The organism is Streptomyces sp. CB02959, assembly GCF_002803155.1.
Lineage (GTDB): Bacteria > Actinomycetota > Actinomycetes > Streptomycetales > Streptomycetaceae > Streptomyces.
The window spans coordinates 1-22,269 of record NZ_NNBP01000061.1 but is presented as its reverse complement, the minus strand read 5'-3'; the positions used below and the strand labels follow the sequence as shown (position 1 = coordinate 22,269).

Below are 22,269 nucleotides of genomic sequence, written 5' to 3'. Positions count from 1 at the left end.
ACCCCGATCGAGACCAACGAGATCTCCGTCTACGTGCCCATCGGCTCCGAGGCATGGCAACTCGTCCTCGACCTGACCGGCCTGCAAACCTCCATCAACCTCACCGGCTGGACCGCCACCCCCGACCCGACCAACGAACGCATCCTGTTCAAACCCAACACCGGCCACGCCACCCTCACCCCCGAACAAGGCATCACCGTCCAACTCAACAAACTCCGCATCAACCGCCAGGTCGGCACCGCCCCCGTCACCATCGAACTCAAATGGCGCACCCCCGGAACCACCAACTGGCGAACCGAGCAACAAACCCTCTCCATCGGCAAATTCCCCGCCGGCTTCTACCTACGCAACCTCAAAGCCGACCCCCCGCACTACATCGAAAACGGCGACAGCGTCACCCTCACCTGGGAACGCTCCACCATCGGAAGCGAGACCTACCACCTGCTGTACGAGAACACCGAAATCGACGTCACCAAATACAGCACCCTCCCCGTCCACGACATCCGCCGCAACACCATGCTCTACCTCCGCGGCCGCATCCAACAAGGAACCGGAACCGCAGAACGCACCATCAACACCTACATCACCGTCAACAAACCCGACCTCGAAGTCGGAACCCTTCATGTCAATCAAACAACCTCCCTTGCTGGCCCAGTGCTGGCACTCAAGGCGACTTGGGTTAACCAGTCACTGCCCTACAGTGGATGGGTCAAAGCAACCGCTCCCACTGACGGCATCTTGACCGTTACCATGGTCAAAAACAGCGAGGTGAAGATCAAAATCGGAACAAACGAGGCCGTCACCGTCAGGTCCATGTACAACTCCGGAACTTGGGACCACTCCTATGCCTCCTTCCCCGTCCCACAAGGAAGCGAGATGGCTATCGAAAGAGTGCGGCAAGGTGATTCCGCTCGCGAGTTTCCAGAATTTTTGTGGTACGCCTTCGGAGATGGGCAGGGCCTGACCTTCCGGCAGTAGGCATTGCAAAAGCCAGGAAATCCGTCATCGAAACAAGGCGCCGACTGTCTGAATCGGTCGGCGCCGCAACGACACCTTGCTGCCAGCGTTTCGCGAGTACACAGCTGATCCTCCTCGGCCTCCAGGGTCGGCGACCGACATGGCGACGTAGCTCCGGGCTGCTGTGCACATCAGATGAGGCCCGGCTCTTGGTACCCCGCGATTCCCTATGAACCCAGGACTTCTGTCTGGCAGTCAGGGGCAGATGGACTCGTCGCCGTGGTCACTGACCGAGCATTCGGAAAGTTTCATATCCGACTCCACCGTCAGAGGCGATCCGCACGGCCGCGCCGGATGCAGTCCAGATCGCAGATCGCTCGCACCTCCGGCAGAACAACCTGTGCAAAGCGGTCGAGAAGTGCGTCGTCGCCCACCGCACCTGCCTCACTCCGCCCGAGGAGGCGAACCAGGACGCCCTGGTGGAACGGCCTGCCGAGCCGGCGGCGGCATACGAGCTCCACGCAGCGGGCACCCACCCGGGCTACCGCCGACGCCGGTCTCGGCTGGTTCAGCAGCAGGTACGGAGGCATGGCGGAGGTCGTCCCCCAGATATCAGGGCTCTCCCACCTGTGGGGTAGGCGAAAGGCCCTCGTCTAGAACGGTCCGCAGCACGCCCCCAGGATGTCGCCCGCGGCCGCCCACAGCTGGAGATGTATCCCGCCCGCGCCCCCCGACACCTGGAGCGGGACCGAACCGGCTGGGACGGTGCGTGACGCACCCTCCCCATCACCGCCCCCGATCCCACCGCGATGCCGCTCGGCGACCCCGAGATCCGCTCCGGCTTCCTCGTCCTCGGCGACGCCGCCGACGCCACCCACCGACCCGACACATCAGACACGGAAGGACAGAGTTCATGGGCATCGTCACCCAGACCGTCGCCGCGCCCGCAGAGACAACCGCCGATTTCGGCAACGAGCTCCAGTACTCGCTCACTACCGTCCCCGACCCGCTGACCGTCAGCCCGCCCAGCGGCACCGTCGCACTCGGCGACCTGATCATCGTCGGAAGCCGCATCTCCCCAACCCCGATCGAGACCAACGAGATCTCCGTCTACGTGCCCATCGGCTCCGAGGCATGGCAACTCGTCCTCGACCTGACCGGCCTGCAAACCTCCATCAACCTCACCGGCTGGACCGCCACCCCCGACCCGACCAACGAACGCATCCTGTTCAAACCCAACACCGGCCACGCCACCCTCACCCCCGAACAAGGCATCACCGTCCAACTCAACAAACTCCGCATCAACCGCCAGGTCGGCACCGCCCCCGTCGTCATCGAACTGAAATGGCGCACCCCCGGATCAACCTCCTGGCGTACCGATCAGCAGACGCTCTCCGTCGGAAAATTCCCCGCCGGCTTCTATCTGCGCGAACTTAAAGCCGACTCCCACTACATCGAAAACGGCGACACCGTCACCCTCACCTGGGAACGCTCCACCATCGGAAACGAGACCTACCACCTGCTGTACGAGAACACCGAAATCGACGTCACCAAATACAGCACCTTCCCCGTCCACAACGTCCGCCGCAACACCATGTTCTACCTCCGCGGCCGCATCCAACAAGGAACCGGAACCGCAGAACGCACCATCAACACCTACATCACCGTCAACAGGCCAGACCTGGAGGTGCGCGACTTGACCGTGCGCGGCAGGGTCATCGGTGATCTCAATGCCGACAAGGTGTACGGCCAAATCTCTCCGAAGCCGGAGAGTCGACTGTTCCAGAGGAAGAACATTATTACCGCGACAGCCGGCTACGAGAGGGTCGCACCTACTGCCGGATTCCTGGTCGGCAACAACATCGGAAATGCGACAAATCAAGGAACTCTGATCGATCCTGGAAGTCACCAGCGACTATGGCGAACTGAGGCACGTCGAAGTCGCCCCCCGCCAATGCTCCACCCTCGTCGTCGCCGCGGGAGAAACCATCAAGATCACCGCAACCGGGGGAAGCGTCAATCACCAGACATTCTGGTACTCCATCGGAGGTCTGGCCTTCAACTGAAGTCCGGGGATTGCGGTACGCGGCTGCCCGGGTTGGCAGCTGTTCTGAGGTGCTGGGCATCCACGCATCGCAGTCCGCGGAGCACGAGTCCGCGCAGAGCCTGATGCCCGTCACGAGCCGGCGGGAAGGTGGCAGACCCGAAGTCGGTCGGCGAGACGACCTCAAGGGACAAGATCGTGAGACAGAAGGGCCGCGTCCTCCACTGAGACAGCCGGGAACTCCCAGGTCGCGGCAACGGAACGGGACGCTCCGAATGCGGGCCTACACGAACGCCCCCGCCTGCGAGCCGCCCGCCGTCAGGTGTTCAGGTCCCGCACGATGGCCTCGACGACCGCGTCCGAGCCCTCGATCGACGTGGGCATCACGACACCAACCACCGTTCGGTGCGCGGCGCCCCTCGACAGCAGCGACGGCTCGGGCTTTGCGATCACGATCCGCAAAACGCCGCACCCTGGAGCCCCCTCGATCCGGTAGCCGGGCTGAAGGCGAGACAGCCAGGCGTGGTCCACCGCCACGGCGGCACCGAGCACTGCGCCGACACGCAGACCACGCGTCACCCAGGCCGACCAAGCGACCTCGCTCCAGTCGGCGCCGTCGCTCTGGTCCGGGATGACGTCCGAGAGGTCCGGATGCTGCTCACCGACCCAGCGTGACGGCTGCGCCTTACGGAGAACCCACTGCCCATCCCGGTCGACCTCGCCAGGGTCAAGGCCCGGGGTGATGCGCATGTCCAGAGCGACGTGTCCATCGGTGATCCGGTCGCCGTGGACCCAGACCTTGTCCTTATTGACGACCCAGTCGCAGAGTCGCTCCATTGACGCTGTCACTCGTTGTACTCCCAGGAGAGATCGTTGCCCCTACACGGTAGACGGGTGTGACTGATTCACCCGGCGAGTGAGCGCTTGATGGCGAGGCTGAGTATTTGAAGCCGTCCAGGGGATGCTTCAGCGGGCCTACGATTCGATGGTGCGGAAGACGAAGGCGTTCAAGGAAGCCGTTGCCCAGACGCTCGCGGAGCTGGCCCACCTCGGGGTGACCCTCGCGCCGGCGACCGTCGAGGACACCATCGAGAAGAACATCAGCACCGTGGCGGAGCGGCTCGGGATTCAGGTGCGCTCCGCCTGGCGGTACTTCGACGCCAAGGCCACAGCTGGCCGTCTGGCGCAGAGCCTGTCCTCCTACGAGGAGAGCAGCAGTGAGAAGGGCGTGGGCCAGGCCCCGATGCCGCCGGTCGGCAACCCCGAACTCGCCCTGGTCCTCGCGGGGGTGCCCGATTCCCTGGCCCAGACCGGCGGCGACCTGTACGCGGTCATCGTCAACGTGGCGGTCAACGCGTGGATGGCTGGCCACATCCACGGCGAGGACGGCTGCACCGGGTGCGGTGACCGCGGCTCGGCCGGGCACGACTGGGAAGCCCGGATGCGCACCATCGCCGAGATGCAGCCGAACATCACCAAGTGGTTCGACCGCGACGTGTGGACCGCCGCCGTCAACGACGCCGGTTTCACCGTCACCCGCCGCTGACCTGCCGGGCATGCCAAAAGCCCCCGGATCGCGAGGGCGAATTCCGGGGGCCGGGTTCGGTGGGGCAGGCTGCGTCAGTTCTCGGTGGGGCCGTCGTCGGTGCAGCGTCGACGGGCGGCGATAACGGCGCCTGCGCCGGTGGCCAGGAGCAGCCCGGCGCCGCCGAGCAGCCACGGTGTGGCGTCGGCGCCGGTGTGCGCGAGCGCACCCTGGGGTGCGGGAGCTGCGGTAGCCGATGTGGTCTGGTCTGCGGGCGGGGTGTCGGAGGGCGAGGTGGACGGGGACGAGGTGCTCTCGTCGTTGCGCGGCTTGTCCGAGACCGGCTTGTCCGTCGGCTTTTCGGTCGGCTTCGCGGTGGGGGTGGAGGGCGGTGTGGTGCTGGAGGTCTTGGCGTTGGTGACGGTCACGGTGACGGGGTCGCCCGGCTTGGCCGTGAAGGTCTTCGAGGGCTTGTAGAGGTCGTAGCCATCGGGCGCCTTGACCTGCTTGACCCAGAAGTCGGTGCCGCTACGGGAGTTGACCGGCAACTGCGCGGTGGCCGACCCGTTGGCACCGGTGGTCAAAGTGAGGACGGTCGTGTCGCCGCTGCCGATGTCGACCGTGGAGCCGGACAGCGGCTTGCCGCTCGTGTCGTCCTTGGCCGTCAGCCGAACCGAGGCGCGCTTGAAGGGGTCGGTGATCGTCAGCGGTGCGGCGGTGCCGGGCGTAACAATGACGTCTTGGTCATCGACCGTGTCGAGCAGCTTGCTGCCGCTGGAGACCTCCTTGAGGCGGTAGACGCCCGGGGCCAGATCCTGGAAGGTCAGCTGTCCGTCGGCGTTGGTCTTGCCGTTGCCGGCTTCCTTGCCTGCGGAGTCAAGCAGGGTGAACGTGGCGCCAGCCAGAACGTCGCCTGCGGGGTCCTTCGTCAGGATGGCAACGCCTCCGGTCTCCGCCGCGATACGCGGTGCCGGGGCGACGGACGTGGAGGGTGTGGGGTCGGGGCTCTGGGCCCAGGCAGCCGGGGCCCAGGACAGAGTGCCGGTCACCGTAGCGGCGACAGCGACGGCGGCGGACAGATCGGCTGCGCAAGAAGAGACTCTCCTGGGTGGGATGGGCACAACTGCCCATCGGTATGAAGGGAATGAGGCCGGTCAGCGGGAGCGGCCGGACGACGGGCTGGGTGGCGGTGCCGCCGGTGTTGTGCGGGGTCGGGGTGAAGCGGTGATCGCGTAGCGGCGGGCGGCGGCGCGTACGAGGCGCTGCTGTTCTTCGGCTGGCCGCTGCTCGATGCGGGCCAGTCCCTCGCCGATGGTGGCCCCGAAGGGGGATCCGGCGGTGAGCCCGGCGGCTTGGACGATCTGGGCGGCGGCTTCGGCTTCGACGAGGAGGCCGTACTCGGCGGGGACGCCGAGCATGAATGGGACCTCTTCCCGTACGCCGCTGAGGGCTTCGGTCAAGGTCATGCCGTCGTACATGACGTTCTCGACCAGATCGAGCACGGTGTGGGTGGCGCTGTGCAGCCGTGCGCGGAAGGCGGGGTCGGTGAGCCAGAAGCCGTTCGGTCCTGGCGGTGGTTCGGGCTCACCGGCCGAGGGAGTGTGCAGCTGTGGAGGGCGCCAGCGTGAGGGCAGCCAGCGGGGCGGGGACATGGGACTCCGTGTACGGGTGGGTGGTCAGCGGGTACGCGCAGAGCCTCCGGTGGCGGTGGCTGACTTCGGTAGGGCAGCACGGGCCGTTGCCGGGCGAACCGGGGCGGGGGCTGGCGTGTCAGGGAACCAGATGCGGGCGTACTGCGTGATCGCCCTGCGCAGTCCGGTGCCCTCCGCGCCCTTCCACGGGGGTTCGCCACTGCCGGTGCTGTGCCAGTCGCGGAAGACGCCGTATCCGTCCCTGCCGGCCGTAAGGTCGCGGGCGGCGTCCCGCCGGGCGAAGGTGCCGTGGTCGGCGAAGGGGAGGATCGCGGTGTCGACGACGCCCTGGTCGGGGTGGATGACGCGCAGGCGCAGTCCGTCGTACTCGCCGTGCCGGATGGTGGGGGCGAAATCGATCCGCAGCCGCAGTGGCGACCCCGGCTGGGGAGTGGCGTAGTAAGAGTTACCGACGACGGCGTGGTCATCGAAGGGCAAGGCGAGGACGTTGTCGAAGAACTGCTCTGTCTGCAAGGGCATGTGGCCTTCTCGTGGGCAGGAAGTCAGCGCCGTGGGCCGCTGCGCCCGGCGGGGAGGGCTGAGGGGAGCGTGGTGGTGCTCCACCGGGGGATGTTGCGCGTGGTGAGCGCGGGCGGTCGTCGGGCAGCGGTGCGCTGGACGTCTAGTGGCGTCGGGACTGGAGGTGGCGGGGGCGTGATGGGCGTGAGCTGGGCGTGCTCGCGCAGGGAGCGGGGCATGTAGTCCTTCCACCGTGGCAGCGGCGCAGGGTCGGACACGCTCAGGGTGATGGCTTTCACCAGCGGGACGGGGGTGTTGGTGGAGGCGGTGGCGTACCAGCGGGGGTAGCTGTTCTTCGGGCCGCCCCACATGTACCAGCGGGCCTGAAGCGTGGTGAGTTCCTTTTCCGGATCGAGGCGGCCGGTGGTGTATTCCAGGCCGGCCATCCCGTCCGGGGTCTGCAGTTCCAGGACGTCCCATCGCGGGTGCTGCGTCTTCCAGCCACGGTTGATCAGCGGCGCCACGGCGGCGAAGGCGGCTCGTTCGGGATCCGTGGGGTCGGGCGGGGCGAGGTAGTGGTCGGGGCCGTCCTTGTACGCCTGGGCCAGGGCCGTGGTGAATGCGGTGACAAACTCGGTGGGGCACTGGTCGTTGAAGCTCACGCCCCAGGAGGGCGGGCCGAAGCGGTCGTGGTAGGCGTTGATCCGCCAGAGGCCGTCGTCGTCTCCTTCGGGCAGGAACCCGAGGCGGACCTTGCGGTCGGGGGCGGTCAGATAGGCGTTGGCGAGGTCATCGTGGTGCAGCTCCCAGCCGAGCGCGCGCAGCGGTTCAAGGGCCGGGTCGCCGATGGTGATGCTACCGGCGAGGTAGCGAGGGGTGACGTAGACGTCTCCATCGATCGTGTCGTCATGGGGTGGCACGCGGCTCCTGGTCATGAGGGGTGAGCGGCTACGGGTGCGGCCGGTTCAGCCGACGGCGGTCACCGATGGTCGGGGTGATGGGGGTCAAGGGGTGGTGTTCTCCAGGGCGCGGGGAGCGAGGGCGGCGAGCGCGGCTGCGAGGAAGGCCGGCAGGAGCAGGGCTGTGGGCAGGGTGGTGGCGCTGGCGAGGGCGCCGATGAGAGCGGGGCCGGCCATCCAGCCGAGGTATCCCGTGACAGAGACTCTGGCTACGGCCGTGGGTCCGCCGGGACCGGCGGCTGTGATCAGGCAGGGCACGGTGCTGGACAGGCCGAGACCGAAAACGGCCCAGCCGATTAGGGCCAGCGGCACGCTGGCGGCCAGTACGCCGGTGGTCAGCCCGGCCGCGGCGAGCACCGCGCCGGCCCGGACCACAGCGGGAGCGCCGAAAGCTGTGGTGAGCCGGTCTCCGGTCAGCCGGCCGAGCGCCATGGCCGCGCTGTAGAGGGCGAAGGCGGCAGCGCTAAGGGCGGTGGTGCCATGCAGGGAGTGCACGTGAACGGCGGCCCAGTCGGCTGCCGCCCCCTCCCCCAGCAGCGTTGCCGCCGCCAGGCCGCCCAGCAGCCACAGCTTCCTCGACGACACGATCGGCTGGCCCTGACCAGAGCGAACGTGACCGGACAGCCTTGGTTGATCAGTTCCGGTCAAGTTTCGCGTGCGCGGTGCGGCGGCGAGTGCGACGGCGGCCAGGACCGCACCGGTCGTAAGGAACAGGACGCTGTGGGTGGTGCGGGCGGTGGTGGCGGCCAGCGTGGCTCCGCCGAGGGCGCCGATCGAGTACGCGGCGTGGAAGGAGGCCATGATGGGGCGGCCGTAGGCATGCTGGCAGCGCACCGCCGAGGAGTTGGCTGCGACGTCAAGGACGCCGTGCGCGACCCCGAAGGCCAGTGCCGCCACGAGCAGCGAGAGGAGTGTGCGGCACGGGCCCAGGAGCGCGAGACAGAAGGCCAGGGCGACGGCGCCCCAGATGAGCAGGCGGGGAAGCCGTTCGGGGCGTGCGAGTCGGCCACCGATCTGCAGGCCGGAGACCATCCCGAGGGCGGTAGCGAGCAGGACCACGGAGAGCCCGGCGGTGCTGAGTTGGACAGTCTGCTGGACTGCGGACAGGCGTGCGCCCCACACAGCCATGACCATGCCGAGACCGATGAAGTAGCCCGTCAGCACACGACGGGTGCGCACCAGATCGATGGTGACGGTGCCGTTCACGCGGTGTGTCCCGCGCCTGCCGCTTCCTAGGGATGGGGGGCCACCTGAATGTCGAGGTTGCGGTACGCCTCCTGGACGCGTGTCTGGGCGATGGCGGCAGTCGGCCCCGTGGTGATCAGGTAGCCGATGCGGGCGCTGAACATATCGCCCTGCGGCGGCAGAACAAGCTGATCACCGGCCTGGCGCTGGAATCGGACGCGCTCCAGCCAGTCGGCACGGGCGGCGAACTCGGCGTCTATGTGGCGGCTGGTGAGAGCGCCGGAGTAGGCGGGGTAGATCAGGCGGATCGCTGCTGCCTGGCTGCGGGTGGGGGTGAGGTCGGGGGCGTGGCCGCAGGCGATGTCTGCGGCGGCGCGGGCCAGGTCCACGCCAGTGGCCAGGTGGACGAGGTGGCCGATCATGTCGCCGGCGAGCCGGGCGTTGACCTCGATCAGATGGGGCCGGCCGTCGACCAGACGCATCTCCACGTGGCTGACCCCGTCGGTAACGCCGAGCGCGTCGAGGGCCGCGACGGCGACCGGGGCCACGGTGGCGAGCAGCGGGTCGTTCGCGTCGACAGCGTGGGCGAGTTCCTCGAAGAACGGTGGCATGCCAACCGTCTTGCGGGTGACCGCAACCACGGTGGTCTGTCCCCGGTAGGTGACGCATTCGACGCTCACCTCCGGTCCGTCGAGGTATTCCTCGACCAGGACCCGCGTGTTCTCCACGCCCTGGCCGGCGGCCTGGGCGGCAAACGCGTATGCGCCGGGCAGTTCATCGGGGGCGTTGACGCGGATGACGCCGATGCTTGCTGCGTGCGAGGCGGGCTTGAGGACGACGGGGTAGCCGATGCGCTGCGCGGCCTGGGCCGCCTCGCTCTGGTCACGCACGCTGACGGAGGCGGCGGAGGGCACGCCGTGCCGGGCGAACAGCACGCGGGAGGTGTTCTTGTTGCGGCAGCCCTGCAGCGACTCGGGTGCGGTGGTAGGCAGGCCGAGCTGACGAGCAAGGCGCGCGACGGGAACGAGGTACCACTCGGTCCACGTCATGACCCCGGCCAGCGGATACCGCTCCGCCAGAGTACGTCCGGCCGCAGACAGCGCCGCCTGGTCGGCGGGATCGGCAACCACCCAGTCGAGGAGGAACTCGCGCTCCCAGGTCGGCTCGGCGCCGCAGATCAGGACGACGTCGTAGTGGGCAGCGACGTTCTCAAGGCAGTACCCGCGATACGCCTGGGCCTCCATATCGGCGGCAGCGACGACCAGGACGACGGGGCGAGAGGGCAACAGAACACTCCATAAGGGGATCGATAACAAGGGAAGTTGGCGTGGGGAGCCAGGTCAGGGGGTGCGCAGGCCAGGAGCAGTGCGCAGGCGGGCGAAGGCGGTGATCAGGCCCAGGGCCTGCAGGACGGCGCAACCGGTGATCACGTGGCCGAGCAGGGCGGGCGGCACGGCGGCGACGAGGACGCCGGCGACGGGGTAGGGCAGAAGGAGCAGCAGGATCGTCAGCGACAAGGTGGCGCCGAACACCTGGGCGGGGATGAGGTGGGAGCGCAGGGTGCGCAGCACCACGGTCAGGCCGCCCTCGCCGGCCATGAGGATGGCGATCAGCGCGAGATAGACGCTGTAGGTGTGGGTGAGCGAGACGGCCAGGCACGCGGAGGCGGCGAGCGTGGCGGACAGAGCACCGACCGGCCACAGGCCCCAGCGGTCGATGGCCCGGCGGCACACGGCGACCGCTCCGAGGGAGGTGACGGCGGCGGCCGACCAGACCAGGCCGACGTCGGCGGTGGAGTGCCCGAGCTGCGTGACCACGATCACCGGGGCCGCGGCCTGCAATAGGCCCACCGCGAGGTTCGACACGGTCAGTCCGGTCACCAGCCAGCCAAGGGTCGGCAGCGATCGCAGGGTCTGCCAGCCGGTGCGCAGTCCTTGGAACACGGGCTGCGCCGCTGCCTGCTCGCGGTGGAACTGGCGTGGGGCGAGCGCGGTGGTGAGCAGCGAGAAACCGGCGATCGCGGTGAGCGTCCCGGTGGCCCCGGCCCACTGGAGCAGCAGTGCGGCAAGCGCGGGTCCGGCCAGGGTGGCGACCTGGTCGATGCCGAGCAGCACGGACTGCACGCGGTGCGCGCGATCGCCGGCCTCACGGCTGGCCACCCCGCCTGCGGTCTCGACCGCGATGTAGGAGAACTCGGTGAGCACACCGGTGGACGCGGCGAGCAGCATGACGGTGACCGTGGCAGCCGACCCCTGTGGCAGAGCCGGCAGGAGGAGGGCTGCGGCCAAGACGACCACGGCCCGCGCCGCCGAGGCCAGGCGGAGCACGGTGGTGGTGCCGTGGCGGTCGACCAGGGCCCCGGCGACGACGAACGCGCCCAGGCGTGGGATCCACTCCAGCGCGAACGCCGCGCCGGTCAGGGCTGCGGAGTTGGTGGTGGCCAGCACCAGCAGCGGGATGCCGTACGTCGTCATGGCGAACGCGGCGGCATCCATGCTGCGCGGCAGGTAGACGCCGCGCAGCATGGTGGGAACCGGCCGGCGGGCGTGCCGGGGTCCGACGCGGGATCTCACGCAGCGTGCTCCGACTTGTCCGCCGCGTGTGGGGAGCAGGTCTCCGCCGTGCGTAGGGCTTGCGGGTGCTCCTGGAACCACGTAGCAAGTGCGACCCGGGAGACTTCGAGCGCACGCGCCGCGTCCGGGCCCAACACCGCGTTCAGGGCCTCCAGTCGGTCCCGTGCGTCGTCGTCCTTTGGGTCCTGGTGTGTGTCCGGCACGCGGGCCAGGAGCTGCAGCGTGCTCTGGACGCGGGTGACGAAGTCGCTGCTGGAGTTGGGGTATTGGTGGGTGCGGGCCCAGCGGGCGGCGGTGTCGTAGACCTCGGCGAGGCCCTCGCCGCTGCGGGTGAGCCGGTAGCGGGCCGGCTGGGCTTCTTCGTCGGCGTAGATCACGCCGAAGTCGCGGGCGGTATCGAGGGCGTGGCGCAGCTGGTGGCGGGTGAGGTCGTCGAAGGTGACGCCGAGGCTGCCGCGGCTGACCGGTCCGTTGTCGTCGATCTCGCTGATGAGTCGGATCAGGCCCGGCAATGACATGGCGCTGATCGTTCGGCGCGCGTGCGGGTGGTGGAGGATCCCCGGGGTGGTCATCGGCGCGGACCTCCGGCCGGAGAGATGGGTCGGGCGGGTATCTGGTGGGAGAACAGGTCGCTGGACTTCCACGCGGTACTCGCCGGGTGCGTGGTCGCCAGCGCCGGAGTGGTGGCCGGCGCGGCGGGGGCTGTGGGCGCCGGGAGACGGGACTGGGTGGTGGCCCAAGGGGCGGAGCGGGCCTGGGACGGGGCGGGGCTCTGTCCCCACAGCGGGTGCGTGCCGGCACCGGCGAGCGGTCGTCCGCCCGCCCAGGCCGAGACCGCCTGGAAGACGGGGGCGAGGGCCTGGCCATTGGCGGACAGGCGGAAGTCGCCGTTGCCGGTGGCCTCGACCAGGCCGTCGGCGACCAGCCGGTCCAGTGGCTTGTAGACGGCGGGCAGTCCGTAGCCGGGCATGGCCTCGTCCGCCAGCGTCTTGGCGGACGCGGCGCCACGGGCCTTCAGCGTCCACAGGATCGGGGTGGCATGCCGGGAGCTGATCAGCGTCAGGGCGTCTTCGACGTTCTGGGCCGCGGGGATGCGCTCGGGCTCCATCTCGCCGGTGGTCTTGTTGCGGACGAGGTCCTTCTCCAGGTGAGCATCGCCCCAGGCGGCGATCACAGTGAGGACGGGCGACAACTCGGCGCCACGCGCGGTAAGGCCGTAGGTGACGTGACGCGGGGTGTACTCGGTGCGTTCGACCACGCCGGCGTCGGTGAGGCTGCGCAGCCTGGGGTGGAGCTGGCCGTCGCGAAGCCACGGCAGGTGGGACTTGATCTCCGCGTAGCGCAGCGGCTTGGAGGAGATGGTCATCAGCGCCCACACGCTCCAGCGCGGGGCGAGCATCTCCACGGTCTCGGTGACGCGCGAGAGATCGTTCAAGGTGGTGCGGGGCAGACCGGTGGTGGCCAAGGGGGAGGGACTCCTCAAGCGGTGCGGGCAGGTCAGCGGGTACGGGAGGCAGCCGGCGCCGGGGCGGCGGGTACGGGCGGAGCCGGGGGTTGTGTGTCCGGGCGGGATACGCGGCGCAGACCTCCCAGCACCGCGCCGACGCTCGTGGCGTAGGCGTCGCGGGCGGCGACGGAGTCGGCCAGGCGGCGGGCGCAGTCGAGGATGTGGCCGGCTTCGATGCGGTCGATCTCCCTCTCGGGGGCGACGAGTTCACGCAGGCGGTCCGTCTGGAAGGCGATGTTGCGTTCGGCGAGTGCCAGCTCGGTGTGGCTGCCGGTCAGGGCGGCGAGCATGCTGTCGCGGGGGTTGTGATCGGCGAGGGCTTCGAGGGCGGCGAGCGGTTGTCCGTACAGCTGCTCGATGCGTTGGGCGATGATCTGTGAGGCGGAGTGAGCGGTGGCGTCAGGTTGGGGCAATCGGCGGGCTTTCACAGACTTCGGGTCCGCACCGCCCCGGCACGCGCGGATGCCGGGACGGACGGGACCGTGGTGGTGATCTTCGACGGGGGTAGCTTGACGGGGTGGGTCGCCGGGGCCGGAGGAGGCATGACGCGCATCAGTTCGTCCAGCGCCGCGATGTAGCTGTCGCGGGCGTCGAGCGCCGCCTCCAGCCACTGGGCGTCGAAATACATGGCCTCCGAGGAGAGTTCGAGCGGGTCACGGTCGCCAGAAGTGGCCCGGTGGATGGTTTCGCGCACGACGAAGACCTGTTCCTCGGCCACGGCCAGGAAGGAGCGCAGTTGCAGCGCGCGTTGGAGGGCCGGTGAAGCGGTGTCGGCTTCCGCGGCGGCATACAGCGCGTCCAGGCAGGCGCCGAATGCTTTCTCCAGCGCCTCGTCCTGGCTGGTGGGCTTGTTGGTCACGCTCATCGCGTCGCCCCCCGCACCGGGACGCCCTGGGTGTGGGGCAGGGCGGGAGGCGTGGTGGGCAGTGCCGGTCCCCGGCGGGCCGCCGGCTCCGCGCCGCGCCAGGCGCCGGGGCCGCGCTTGCCGGGAGCGTTGGGGTCCAGGAGGTGGTTGACGACCATCGCCCGGCCGTCGCGCACGGCGACGGCGGCGTTGACCTGATGGGCCAACTTCATGGCCGGGTCGTCAAGTTCGCCAGGTGTGGTGCTCAGGACGCCCACGAGTGCGTCTTCCGCCTTCTCCAGCGCGCCTTGGGCTTCGGTGAGCAGGCCGTGCCAGTGCACGACGCTGGTTGCCTCGGGGTTGGCTTGCGGTGCCGCGCCGACCGCCCGACGCAGGTCGGCGAGCGGCATCTGGAAGCGGTCCTCGATTCTCTGGGCGATGAGGCCCATCACGTCGTCGGTGTCGTCGCGCACAGCAGATCTCCTGTCGTTCGGATGCGTAATGGGATTGCCGCTTACTGGCCGCTCAATAGGGCCGCCGGTTTGCTGAATTCAGCGCTGGAAGGCGCAGTGGTGTGAGAGGGCTAGATGTCGATGCACGTGTAGACGGTGCGGTAGACGTAGGTGCCGGAAACCCAGCCCGTCACGCCGGTGTTCTGGTCGGTGATGTAGTGCCAGTTGCCGCTCGTCTTGTGGACGGTGAACTTCTGGCCCTTGTAGAGCACGCCGACAGCGGTGGACTTGGTGCTCGCCTTCGAGCGGATCGTCACGGCCTTCGTGCCGATCACCCACGGGCCGAGCCGGTCACACTGGCTGGACAGAGCAGTGGCCGGGGCGTGGGACGGTGCGGCGCTCGCGGTCGAGGCAGAGACGAGCGGGAGCGCCAGCGCGCCCAGGACAGCTGCGGAGACAACGAAACGGGTAGAGCGCATAGGGAATTGGCCTCCATGCCAGGAGTGAGGGAATGCGGAAAGAGACCCCGGCAGATGCCGTGCGGGTCGAGAACAAGAATCCGGAGAATCCCCGGTTTCGGTAACCGGGGATTGCGTGCTACGTTCCGCGCCGCATTGCGTGGCGTGAACAGCTTTTCTCCAGACGAGGGAAGGCGGAGCGAAGGGAGCCGCGAAGTCAGCGGCTCGGTCCGCGGGGTGGAGCAGGGCGTGCGCCAGGCGCAGGGATGGCCGGTGCTGTGGTGTGGCGGGCCGCGGGCGCGGCAGTGGGCAATGGCAGCCCTTCACCGCGCCAGTGCGCTTCCCACCACTGCGTGGTGGCCTCGAAGGTGGCGAAGGCACCCTCGCGCAGAATGTGCGTCCAGGTCTCGGTGTCGACCTCTTCCAACAACACCCGGAACGGCAGCGGTGCCCGCTCATCCAGCGCACGAAGCATCACGGTGGTCTGCATCGGCTCGCTGTCGTGGGTGTAGCTGGTGAGCAGGGCGAAGTGGTCGCCATCGCGGCGCAGACGCGCCTCCAGGGCACGGGTGGCCTGGTCTGCGGGCGTGGTGCCCATGCCGTCGGGCAGGAGGATCTTCTCCTCGGGGCAGCCACGGGCGATCAGCCAGGACTGAGCCATGGACGGCAGCGGGAGCGCCTCGTGCGTGAAGCGGAAGGTGTGCGCATCCGCATCGCGCTTGAGATGCAGGGCCACGATCTGGGGTTCTCCGGGGATACCCCAGGTCACAGTCCTGTCGTGCATCACGTAGTAGCTGTGTTCGTCGCCCTCGGTGTGGTGCTCGGCGAGCACGGTGAGCATGTCCTGCTCAAGGGCGATGTGGTGCGAGAACTGTTCGGCGACGTGGTCGTTGACGGCGGCGTAGCCATCGAGGCGGAAGTCGGGTTCGTGGTGGGGCATCGGTGCTTTCGGTTCGACGACGCCGTTGGCGGCCTGTGCATGGCGTTTTGGTCACTCAGCGACGTGGGCGCGCGAGGGCTGTGGACGCCCAGGGGGCGGGCGGGGGCGTGGTGCCCGGTGGGCCGGCAGGGCGTGGAGCGGCTAGGACGGCCCGGCCGGCGTCGGTGAGGGTGATGGGTTGACCGGCGTGCACCGGGTGGGAGGTGTCGCGGTGCACAAGGCCGGCCTTCTCCAGGCGCTGCAGCTGGTGGTAGGAGATGCGCGTGCGCGACGGCGTCGCCACGGCCAGGCGCTGAGTCACAAGGTGCTCATGCAATTTGGCGCCCTGGGTGACGGCGAGCAGCGCCGCGAAGTCCGACGCAGATACCTGCTTTGGCGGACGGGGAGGGGCAACGGTCTCGATCGGTTCCAGCGCGGCCTGGACCATGGCCTTCTGGGCGTCGCGCTCGCCGACGGCTCCCGCCAACTGATCAACGGTGCGGTCGATCCGCGCGAGCAGGGCAAGGTCGACCGGGAATTCACCGGAGACCAGACGGGCGAGCAGGACGCGGTAGAAGGTCACTGCGGTCTCGGCCTTGACGAGGTCGCGGTGAGCATCGACCAGAGCGCCATACGGGCCGTCCAGCAGACCACGGTCGCGGTGCTGCCACAGCTGATCGATGGTGCGGCCCACCGCAGCCTCGATGCGGTGATCGAGGACGGTCAGCGTCTTACGGACGGGAGCGGATGCAGGGGTGGCGGTCATAACGGAGCGGTTCTTGTAGCCGGGCGAGGGTGCGTTCCGGGTGCGCTGGCCTGCAAGAGTGTGGGCATGAGTGACTTCGTTATTCGTCGTGCTGAGTCCGACGACATGCCTGCACTGGCAGCCCTGCGTTGGCGGTTCAAGGTGGAGGAGGAAGGTGATGGAGTCCCGCAGGGGGAAGAGGAATTCACCGCTGAATGCGAGGAGTGGCTGCGCACTCGGATGACTGGGCCGTGGTGTGCCTGGCTCACGGAAGTGGGCGGCCAGCCTTGCGGCCACGTGTTCGTGTCCCTCGTGGAGAAGGTCCCGAGCCCCTACCCGGGATCCGAGGCGCTCGGGTACGTGACGAACTTCTACGTCACCCCGGAGCAGCGCAACCGCGGTCTTGGCAGGGCCCTCCTCGATGAGGTAACCCGCTATGCGCGGGCTCACCAGCTGGACACGTTGATCGTGTGGCCGTCCGAGCGGAGCGCTCCGCTGTACCGGCGCTGCGGATTCAACCCACCGATTGAACTCCTGGAACAGCCCGTGGCGCCCAGCTGATCGAATTTCCGCATCGCCTGTACCGAGGATGCGGGGTGCCCAAAGTCAGTCTGTGACGAACGACCGGGACACCCTCGCGACCAGTCGGTCAGGTACCAGCCTGCGGCCGTGGGCGGCCGAGTGCGTGCCAGGCGGGGTGCGTCAGCAGGAGCAGTGGGGACGTGCGGCCAGCAGGTCACTGCGCCGGTAGGCCCGGTATCGGCTGCCGTCAGCAGCACGGGGCTCGCGAGACCGCACGCCGTAGGGGAGCAGAAGGCGGCCGAGGCGGACCGTGGTGATGTCCGCATACAGCTGGCGCTCCTCGGCCGTGCCGGGCAGCTCACGCAAGTACGCGACCAGGTCGGCGGGAGTGACATATTCCGGAGCCGCCAAGGCATCGAAGGCATCCAGGCAGGCGTGGACGATCGTCTTCGGCCGGCTCGGACAGAACACGCCGTCCTGCTCAGGCCCATCGGCCTCAAATTCCTCGAAGTCGTCCTCCATGCCGGGATCGAAGTCCGGCTCGAAGTCGGGCTCGAAGTCGGGCTCCAGGTCAGGGGCGAAGTCCGGTCCCCCGTCCTCCACCGGCGCGTCTGCAGGTTCGTACGCGTCGGCGCAGCAGCAGGTATTGGACAGGAGGGCGTTCAGCTCGGCCCCAGCTGCCATGCGTTCGATGAGCACGCTGGTGAGCTTGTCGAGCTGCTCGGCGGCGCTGACTCCCTCGGGCAGTTCGTCGGCGGACAGGTCGGCGAGCTGCTGGTCGAGGTCCTGGATCTCGGTGAATACATCGAGGATGGCACGGTGGTGCGGGTTCTCGGCGATCGGGTTGGGCGCCAGCACTGCGGAGGCGACCTGGTCGATCAGGGTGGGGAACTGCGTCAACGAACGGGGCCCTTCAGGGTCGGGGAGGGGGTGGGGCGGGTTGGGAAGTTCAGGCATCGCGTACGGCGGTGCCGGCTTGGGGATCGGTTGCCGCCGTGCCCAACTGCGGGCAGCGGCTCCGGGCGGCGTGGGTGCGGGCGCTCATCGAGGATTGGGTGATGCCCGTCGCCGCAACCAGCGGTGTACGAGGGGCGCGGGGGCGTCAGCAGACGCATCCCTGCAGCGCGGCTAGCAGGACGCTGCGCCGGTAGCCCTTACCGTCGGCTCCTCCCGGCATGATGCATGGGTGCACGTTGTAGTAGGCCAGGAGTTGGGCCAGCCGGATGTGCGTGAGGCCGGCGTACGGCCCTTGCTCTCGTGCGACGCCTGGCAGGGAGCGCAGAGAGTCGACGAGGTCAGCCGAGGACATGGCCGGCGGGTCACCTGCGGCGGCAAAAGCGTCGAGGCAGGCGTGAACGAGCCGACTCGGGCAACGCAGGACGTCGTTGTCCTCGGTCGGCTCTGTCTCGCCTTCTGCGACCACATCGAAACTGCCGCAGGGCATGCACAGCAACCGGTTCAACTCCTGTTCCAGACGCAGACGTTCAAGGAGGAGTCGAGTGAAAAGGTCGGGCTGATCTATCGCCTCGATGCTGTCGGCACAGTCGCCGACAAGGGCGTCGAGCTGCTGGTCAAGGTCCTGGCAGCTCTGCACGACCTCCGCAATCAGCAGATGGTGCTGGATTGCCTGCGCAGGCTCGACCGACAGCGCTTCGCTCACTCGATCAAGGATGAATGGCAGATGCGTCAACGAGCAGCGCCCTTCAAGGTTGGGGAGGCGGGTTGGGGAAGGCCAGGCATCGCGTACGGCGGTGCCGGCTTGGGGATCGGTTGCCGCGTACCCAGCTGCGGGGAACGGGTACGGGCGGCGTGGGTGCGGGCGCTCATCGGCTGCCGGGTCATGCCGAGACGGGCTCGGGCGGTGTCGTACACGTCGTGCGCCTCTCGCGGACGTACGGCCACCACATGGATCTCGGTGCGGTATGTGGAGTTCGCGGGTGCCGGGCGCTGGGCGTAGACGATGCGCCAGGCGTTGCGGTGGTCGACGTAGACCTTGCGGCATCCGGCCAGATCCCGGGTCAGCTTGGCTCCGAACAAGCGGGCGTTGACGACGTCCTGGAGCTGGGAGAGCGCCAGGTCGCGGATGTCGCCGGGGGCCTGGAGGAGGTCGGTCAGGGCGCGGGGGTCGAAGGAGAGGCCGAAGGCCGGCCGAATCTCGGGGCCGGTCATCCGGCGGCCTGGTCCGGTCCGCCGTTCGCCCCCGGCTCTTCGGCAGCGGAGCTTGAAGATCGAATCGAGGGCTTGGGGCCGGGCAGCAGGCGGTGGGCAGGCCGGTCCGGATCCGTCATGCACGCCGAGAGCGGTCCTCCGGGAGCCCGGGTGGCCGCCATGGCGTGGGTGAGGAAGTCCCGGTGCCACACGAACAGCCCGGCCGGCCCGGCTTCAGGGTCCTTGTGCTGCTGGTAGGCCAGCCACAGGGCATGGAGCCAGGCGACCACGTCGTCGTGCTCCTGCCACTGCTCGCACCATGGCGCGGCGGTGGTGACCTCCGCGCCGTAGACCCGGATGAGGAAGTCATCCACCCAGTCCGACAGGGCGTCGAGTTCGTCTTCGTACTCCTCGCCCTCCAGCTCCAGGATCGGGCGGGGTTCGGGCGGAGCGGGCTGCGGCGGCATGCCGGCGAATCCCGGCATCCCGAAGGCACCGAACGGGGACGCCGCAGGCGCGGAGGCGAGGCTGTCGAGCTGCCGCGCCTGCTCGGCTGACTGATCGAGCAGCTTGCGAACGCTCGCCTCGATGCTCTCCAGATCGGATTCCGGAAGGCGGACCGGTTCCGTGGCCCCGTCCTCCGGGGAGTTTATGGATTCAGGCACGAAAAGGGCCTCCTTGAAGCCGCAGCCGATGGCGTGAATTACGGCTCCAACCATCCGGACAATCCCCGGTTTCGGTAACCGGGGATTCGGTGCTATATCCCCTGTGCGCGGCACGGCACAGGCGCACGGAGAGCGCACCAAGGGCCGTACCGCACGGCGGGAATGGGACTCAGGCCGTCAGGGTCAAGTCATCCTGCGTCAGGGTCTGTTGCTGCGTTTCGGCGAGCCTGTCAGCCGCGATCTGCGCATAGTGGCGCGTCTTCTCGACGCCGATGAAGTCGCGGCCCTCCAGGAGGGCCGCAACGCCGGTCGAGCCCGATCCGCAGGTGAAGTCGAGCACGGTGCCGCCCGGCGGAGCGATCTGCACCAGCTCACGCATGACCGAGACGGGCTTCTGCGTGATGTGCTGCCGCTCCTTGCCCGAGGGCTGCGAGGCGCTGTAGAGGCCGGGCAGGTAGACCGGGTTCCTAGAGCCGTCGATCGGCCCGTTGCTCGCCCACACGATGAACTCGCAGTTCTGCGTGAAGCGCCCCTTCTGCGGCCGGGCCTGCGGCTTGTGCCAGGCCAGTACGCCGCGCCAGAGCCAGCCGGCCGCCTGGATGGCGTCCGTGGTGATCGGCAGCTGACGCCAGTCGGTGAACAGCAGCGCGGTGCCGCCGACCTTGGTCAGCCGGTGGGCCTCGGTCATGATCTGGGTCAGCCAGAAGCCGTAGCTGCGCTGGTCCATGTTCTCGCCGGTGAAGTCCGGCAGTTCGTGGCCGGCGTCAGCGGAGGTGTACTTCTGCTTCGCGCTGCGGGAGGTGCGCTCCTTCGCGGTCCGGCCACCGCTGTTGTACGGCGGGTCGGTGATGACGGAGTCGACGCAGTTGTCCGGCAGCTCGGCCAGAACACTGAGCGCATCGCCCTGGTGAAGGGAAAAAGGCAAAAGGGGTACCCCAATTCGGGTCGGGTGAGATGAGGAGAAGCGCTCCGACTCGCCAAGAGACCCCACGGGACCGGATGCGAGCAGGAGGGCATCACGGTCCGCACAGCGGGGTGGCGGGGGAGGAGTCAAAACTGTAGGGCACGATCCCCGGTTGAGCGCTATCGCCGCCAAAAACCCCGAAACCAAGCCTTGATCGGAAACGATTTCGGCAACCGGGGATCCGCCCTTACTGTTTTGGAACTGCCCGGCGAACACCGCCGATGGCTCATCCCCCCTGCCTTCTCTGGAGGTCTCCCCTTGTCCCGGCACACCTGACCCGACATCCGGCACGGGGTGCGAGCAGCAACTCGCACCCGTCGCCTGGTCCCGAGATTCGCCCACCACCGGCCGTCGCACCCTTTCCACCCTTGCGCATGCGCGGCCGGGACTTCACTTCAAGGACACCGCAGTGACGCACCCCTACCCGCCCCTGCCTGAAAACCGGCCGCCGACCGGCCACCGCCCGCCGGGAGGCGGGCCGGGTTGAAGGGCGTAGTCGCCGCCATCGGCGTCTTCTGCCTCTCTCCCCTTCTCCTCGCCGGCACCGCCGCGATGGCCGCGGCAGCCAGCGACGGCGCCCAGAAAGCTACCTGCGCCACCGCGGGCGCGGATATCGACACCGCCGCCGTCGCCAAGCAGGTCGCCGCCATCCTCGACGGCAAGGGTTCTGCCAAGAACGTCCACGTCGAGGGCCTGGACCTACCCGACGAACAGGTCCCCAACGCCAAGACCATCGTCGCCACCGGCATCTCGCTCGGGGTGCCGGAGCAGGGGCAGGTCATCGCGCTCGCGACCGCGATGCAGGAATCGCGGCTGCGCAATCTGAACTACGGCGACCTCGACTCGCTGGGTCTGTTCCAGCAGCGCCCGAGTGCGGGCTGGGGCACCGCCGCACAGGTCCGCGACCCGGTGTACGCGAGTACCAAGTTCTACAAGGCGCTGCTGGCAGTGCACGGTTGGCAGCAGATGACCGTCGCCCAAGCGGCCCAGGCGGTCCAGGCATCCGGCTTCCCGGACGCGTACGCGCAGTGGGAACAGCTCTCGCGGGCTCTGCAGAAGGCCATCGTCAAGACCCTGCCTCACGGCGGCAAGGACGCCAAACCCGGCAACGGCGGCAGCGACGCCGCCACACAGCCAACGGGTTCCGGCTGTACTCCCGGTGCGGACGGATCCAGTTGGGGTCCGATCCCCGAGGGCGCCGTCCCCAAGGGATACACCATCCCCAAGGACGCCCCCGCGAAGGTCCGCGTCGCCCTTCAGTGGGCCATGCAGCAGCTCGGCACCCAGTACCAGTGGGGCGGGGCGTGCACTAACCCGCGCGGCCCCGACCCGATGGGTCGATGCGACTGCAGCTCGCTGATGCAGCAGGCGTACGCCCACGCCGGCGTCACGCTCACCCGCACCACATACACGCAGGTCGCCGAGGGCAAGTCGGTTTCGCTGAACGACCTGAAGCCCGGCGATCTGGTGTTCAGCCGCGGCAGCGCCACCCGTCCCGAACATGTTGGCATGTACATGGGGTCGGGTTTGGTGATCAACGCGCCGCGCACCACCAAACCCGTCCGGATCGAGCCGATCAAGGACTGGGACGTGCTGGCCGCCCGCCGCATCGTCTCCTAACCCGTCGCGTGTTGTAGATTCTCATTGGAGAT

The 22,269-nt window shown here is 68.5% G+C and carries 26 protein-coding genes; 5 read left to right on the top strand and 21 right to left on the bottom strand.

The features are described from left to right. Together CG747_RS48730 and CG747_RS45875 are read left to right on the top strand one after the other, a co-directional pair. On the top strand, positions 1-978 hold a 978-nt coding region (locus CG747_RS48730), incomplete at its 5' end, for a hypothetical protein (protein ID WP_100607811.1). Positions 979-1,870: 892 nt separating this feature from the next. Beyond that, on the top strand, positions 1,871-3,127 hold the full coding sequence (locus tag CG747_RS45875) for a hypothetical protein (protein ID WP_100607808.1): 1,257 nt from the start codon (positions 1,871-1,873) through the stop codon (positions 3,125-3,127). Between the two features lie 192 nt (positions 3,128-3,319). Here CG747_RS45875 and CG747_RS45870 read toward each other — a convergent pair whose 3' ends face one another. Then, positions 3,320-3,838: a hypothetical protein gene (locus CG747_RS45870; RefSeq protein ID WP_100607807.1), complete on the bottom strand. Its 519-nt coding sequence runs from the start codon at positions 3,836-3,838 to the stop codon at positions 3,320-3,322. A 148-nt stretch (positions 3,839-3,986) separates the two neighbouring features. Here CG747_RS45870 and CG747_RS45865 point away from each other — a divergent pair, with 148 nt between their 5' ends. After that, on the top strand, positions 3,987-4,547 hold the full coding sequence (locus CG747_RS45865) for a hypothetical protein (protein ID WP_100607816.1): 561 nt from the start codon (positions 3,987-3,989) through the stop codon (positions 4,545-4,547). Positions 4,548-4,621: 74 nt separating this feature from the next. Here the strand turns inward: CG747_RS45865 and CG747_RS45860 are convergent, their stop codons facing one another. The 15 genes from CG747_RS45860 to CG747_RS45790 all read right to left on the bottom strand — a co-directional run bounded on the left by CG747_RS45860 (position 4,622) and on the right by CG747_RS45790 (position 16,339). After that, entirely contained in the window at positions 4,622-5,575 is a 954-nt protein-coding gene (locus tag CG747_RS45860) for a collagen binding domain-containing protein (protein ID WP_257981216.1), read from the bottom strand. 105 nt (positions 5,576-5,680) lie between these two features. Beyond that, positions 5,681-6,178, bottom strand: coding sequence for a hypothetical protein (locus CG747_RS45855; protein WP_100607806.1), 498 nt, complete (start codon positions 6,176-6,178; stop codon positions 5,681-5,683). Positions 6,179-6,202: 24 nt separating this feature from the next. Beyond that, entirely contained in the window at positions 6,203-6,697 is a 495-nt protein-coding gene (locus CG747_RS45850) for a hypothetical protein (RefSeq protein ID WP_100607805.1), read from the bottom strand. A gap of 23 nt (positions 6,698-6,720) precedes the next feature. Next, the gene (locus CG747_RS45845; RefSeq protein WP_100607804.1) at positions 6,721-7,611 is read right to left on the bottom strand and encodes a DUF317 domain-containing protein; all 891 of its coding nucleotides are present in this window, start codon (positions 7,609-7,611) and stop codon (positions 6,721-6,723) included. A 69-nt stretch (positions 7,612-7,680) separates the two neighbouring features. After that, positions 7,681-8,769 (bottom strand): MFS transporter, encoded by a 1,089-nt coding sequence (locus CG747_RS45840; protein ID WP_257981218.1) that lies wholly within the window; start codon positions 8,767-8,769, stop codon positions 7,681-7,683. Positions 8,770-8,867: 98 nt separating this feature from the next. Next, positions 8,868-10,064, bottom strand: a complete 1,197-nt coding sequence (locus tag CG747_RS45835) for an ATP-grasp domain-containing protein (protein ID WP_100607813.1) — start codon at positions 10,062-10,064, stop codon at positions 8,868-8,870. Between the two features lie 96 nt (positions 10,065-10,160). Continuing rightward, positions 10,161-11,393, bottom strand: coding sequence for an MFS transporter (locus CG747_RS45830; protein WP_374701903.1), 1,233 nt, complete (start codon positions 11,391-11,393; stop codon positions 10,161-10,163). Next, positions 11,390-11,911 (bottom strand): hypothetical protein, encoded by a 522-nt coding sequence (locus CG747_RS45825; protein WP_146022297.1) that lies wholly within the window; start codon positions 11,909-11,911, stop codon positions 11,390-11,392. Before CG747_RS45825 ends, CG747_RS45830 begins: the two co-directional genes overlap by 4 nt. A 50-nt stretch (positions 11,912-11,961) precedes the next feature. After that, positions 11,962-12,858, bottom strand: a complete 897-nt coding sequence (locus tag CG747_RS45820) for a helix-turn-helix domain-containing protein (protein ID WP_100607801.1) — start codon at positions 12,856-12,858, stop codon at positions 11,962-11,964. 32 nt (positions 12,859-12,890) lie between these two features. Further along, positions 12,891-13,313 (bottom strand): hypothetical protein, encoded by a 423-nt coding sequence (locus CG747_RS45815; RefSeq protein WP_100607800.1) that lies wholly within the window; start codon positions 13,311-13,313, stop codon positions 12,891-12,893. An 11-nt stretch (positions 13,314-13,324) separates the two neighbouring features. Then, positions 13,325-13,765, bottom strand: a complete 441-nt coding sequence (locus CG747_RS45810; RefSeq protein WP_100607799.1) for a hypothetical protein — start codon at positions 13,763-13,765, stop codon at positions 13,325-13,327. Next, a complete protein-coding gene (locus CG747_RS45805; protein ID WP_100607798.1) occupies positions 13,762-14,217 on the bottom strand; it encodes a hypothetical protein in 456 nt (151 codons plus the stop codon). The genes CG747_RS45810 and CG747_RS45805 overlap by 4 nt, the downstream gene beginning before the upstream one ends. 110 nt (positions 14,218-14,327) lie before the next feature. Then, positions 14,328-14,675, bottom strand: coding sequence for an SH3 domain-containing protein (locus CG747_RS45800; RefSeq protein WP_100607797.1), 348 nt, complete (start codon positions 14,673-14,675; stop codon positions 14,328-14,330). Between the two features lie 196 nt (positions 14,676-14,871). Continuing rightward, positions 14,872-15,594 carry a hypothetical protein gene (locus CG747_RS45795; RefSeq protein ID WP_257981215.1) on the bottom strand — a complete coding sequence of 241 codons (723 nt, stop codon included), beginning with the start codon at positions 15,592-15,594 and terminating at the stop codon, positions 14,872-14,874. Positions 15,595-15,649: 55 nt separating this feature from the next. Beyond that, entirely contained in the window at positions 15,650-16,339 is a 690-nt protein-coding gene (locus CG747_RS45790; RefSeq protein ID WP_100607796.1) for a hypothetical protein, read from the bottom strand. Positions 16,340-16,405: 66 nt separating this feature from the next. Here CG747_RS45790 and CG747_RS45785 point away from each other — a divergent pair, with 66 nt between their 5' ends. Next, positions 16,406-16,879: a GNAT family N-acetyltransferase gene (locus tag CG747_RS45785; RefSeq protein WP_180986028.1), complete on the top strand. Its 474-nt coding sequence runs from the start codon at positions 16,406-16,408 to the stop codon at positions 16,877-16,879. A gap of 141 nt (positions 16,880-17,020) precedes the next feature. On the opposite strand, the gene CG747_RS45780 is transcribed toward CG747_RS45785, so the two are convergent. The 5 genes from CG747_RS45780 to CG747_RS45760 form a co-directional block, all read right to left on the bottom strand. Further along, positions 17,021-17,740 carry a DUF3631 domain-containing protein gene (locus CG747_RS45780; protein ID WP_100607794.1) on the bottom strand — a complete coding sequence of 240 codons (720 nt, stop codon included), beginning with the start codon at positions 17,738-17,740 and terminating at the stop codon, positions 17,021-17,023. Between the two features lie 202 nt (positions 17,741-17,942). Beyond that, positions 17,943-18,500, bottom strand: coding sequence for a DUF3631 domain-containing protein (locus tag CG747_RS45775; RefSeq protein ID WP_100607793.1), 558 nt, complete (start codon positions 18,498-18,500; stop codon positions 17,943-17,945). Positions 18,501-18,526: 26 nt separating this feature from the next. Further along, positions 18,527-19,009 (bottom strand): hypothetical protein, encoded by a 483-nt coding sequence (locus tag CG747_RS45770; RefSeq protein WP_100607792.1) that lies wholly within the window; start codon positions 19,007-19,009, stop codon positions 18,527-18,529. Continuing rightward, entirely contained in the window at positions 19,006-19,653 is a 648-nt protein-coding gene (locus CG747_RS45765) for a DUF4913 domain-containing protein (RefSeq protein ID WP_374701902.1), read from the bottom strand. Before CG747_RS45765 ends, CG747_RS45770 begins: the two co-directional genes overlap by 4 nt. A gap of 169 nt (positions 19,654-19,822) precedes the next feature. Further along, positions 19,823-20,578, bottom strand: a complete 756-nt coding sequence (locus CG747_RS45760; protein ID WP_100607790.1) for a site-specific DNA-methyltransferase — start codon at positions 20,576-20,578, stop codon at positions 19,823-19,825. 522 nt (positions 20,579-21,100) lie between these two features. Here CG747_RS45760 and CG747_RS45755 point away from each other — a divergent pair. Next, on the top strand, positions 21,101-22,237 hold the full coding sequence (locus CG747_RS45755; protein ID WP_100607789.1) for a C40 family peptidase: 1,137 nt from the start codon (positions 21,101-21,103) through the stop codon (positions 22,235-22,237). The last annotated feature ends 32 nt before the right edge of the window (positions 22,238-22,269 follow it).

Bases quoted from the DNA above. Each gene is read 5' to 3' on its own strand.
- CG747_RS45850 (WP_100607805.1), bottom strand. From the start codon at position 6,697: ATGCCCTTGCAGACAGAGCAGTTCTTCGACAACGTCCTCGCCTTGCCC.
- CG747_RS45870 (WP_100607807.1), bottom strand. From the start codon at position 3,838: ATGGAGCGACTCTGCGACTGGGTCGTCAATAAGGACAAGGTCTGGGTC.
- CG747_RS45875 (WP_100607808.1), top strand. From the start codon at position 1,871: ATGGGCATCGTCACCCAGACCGTCGCCGCGCCCGCAGAGACAACCGCC.
- CG747_RS45825 (WP_146022297.1), bottom strand. From the start codon at position 11,911: ATGTCATTGCCGGGCCTGATCCGACTCATCAGCGAGATCGACGACAAC.
- CG747_RS45800 (WP_100607797.1), bottom strand. From the start codon at position 14,675: ATGCGCTCTACCCGTTTCGTTGTCTCCGCAGCTGTCCTGGGCGCGCTG.
- CG747_RS45810 (WP_100607799.1), bottom strand. From the start codon at position 13,765: ATGAGCGTGACCAACAAGCCCACCAGCCAGGACGAGGCGCTGGAGAAA.
- CG747_RS45840 (WP_257981218.1), bottom strand. From the start codon at position 8,769: ATGGTCATGGCTGTGTGGGGCGCACGCCTGTCCGCAGTCCAGCAGACT.
- CG747_RS45835 (WP_100607813.1), bottom strand. From the start codon at position 10,064: ATGGAGGCCCAGGCGTATCGCGGGTACTGCCTTGAGAACGTCGCTGCC.
- CG747_RS45855 (WP_100607806.1), bottom strand. From the start codon at position 6,178: ATGTCCCCGCCCCGCTGGCTGCCCTCACGCTGGCGCCCTCCACAGCTG.
- CG747_RS45790 (WP_100607796.1), bottom strand. From the start codon at position 16,339: ATGACCGCCACCCCTGCATCCGCTCCCGTCCGTAAGACGCTGACCGTC.
- CG747_RS45865 (WP_100607816.1), top strand. From the start codon at position 3,987: ATGGTGCGGAAGACGAAGGCGTTCAAGGAAGCCGTTGCCCAGACGCTC.
- CG747_RS45770 (WP_100607792.1), bottom strand. From the start codon at position 19,009: ATGACCGGCCCCGAGATTCGGCCGGCCTTCGGCCTCTCCTTCGACCCC.
- CG747_RS45845 (WP_100607804.1), bottom strand. From the start codon at position 7,611: ATGACCAGGAGCCGCGTGCCACCCCATGACGACACGATCGATGGAGAC.
- CG747_RS45785 (WP_180986028.1), top strand. From the start codon at position 16,406: ATGAGTGACTTCGTTATTCGTCGTGCTGAGTCCGACGACATGCCTGCA.
- CG747_RS45795 (WP_257981215.1), bottom strand. From the start codon at position 15,594: ATGCCCCACCACGAACCCGACTTCCGCCTCGATGGCTACGCCGCCGTC.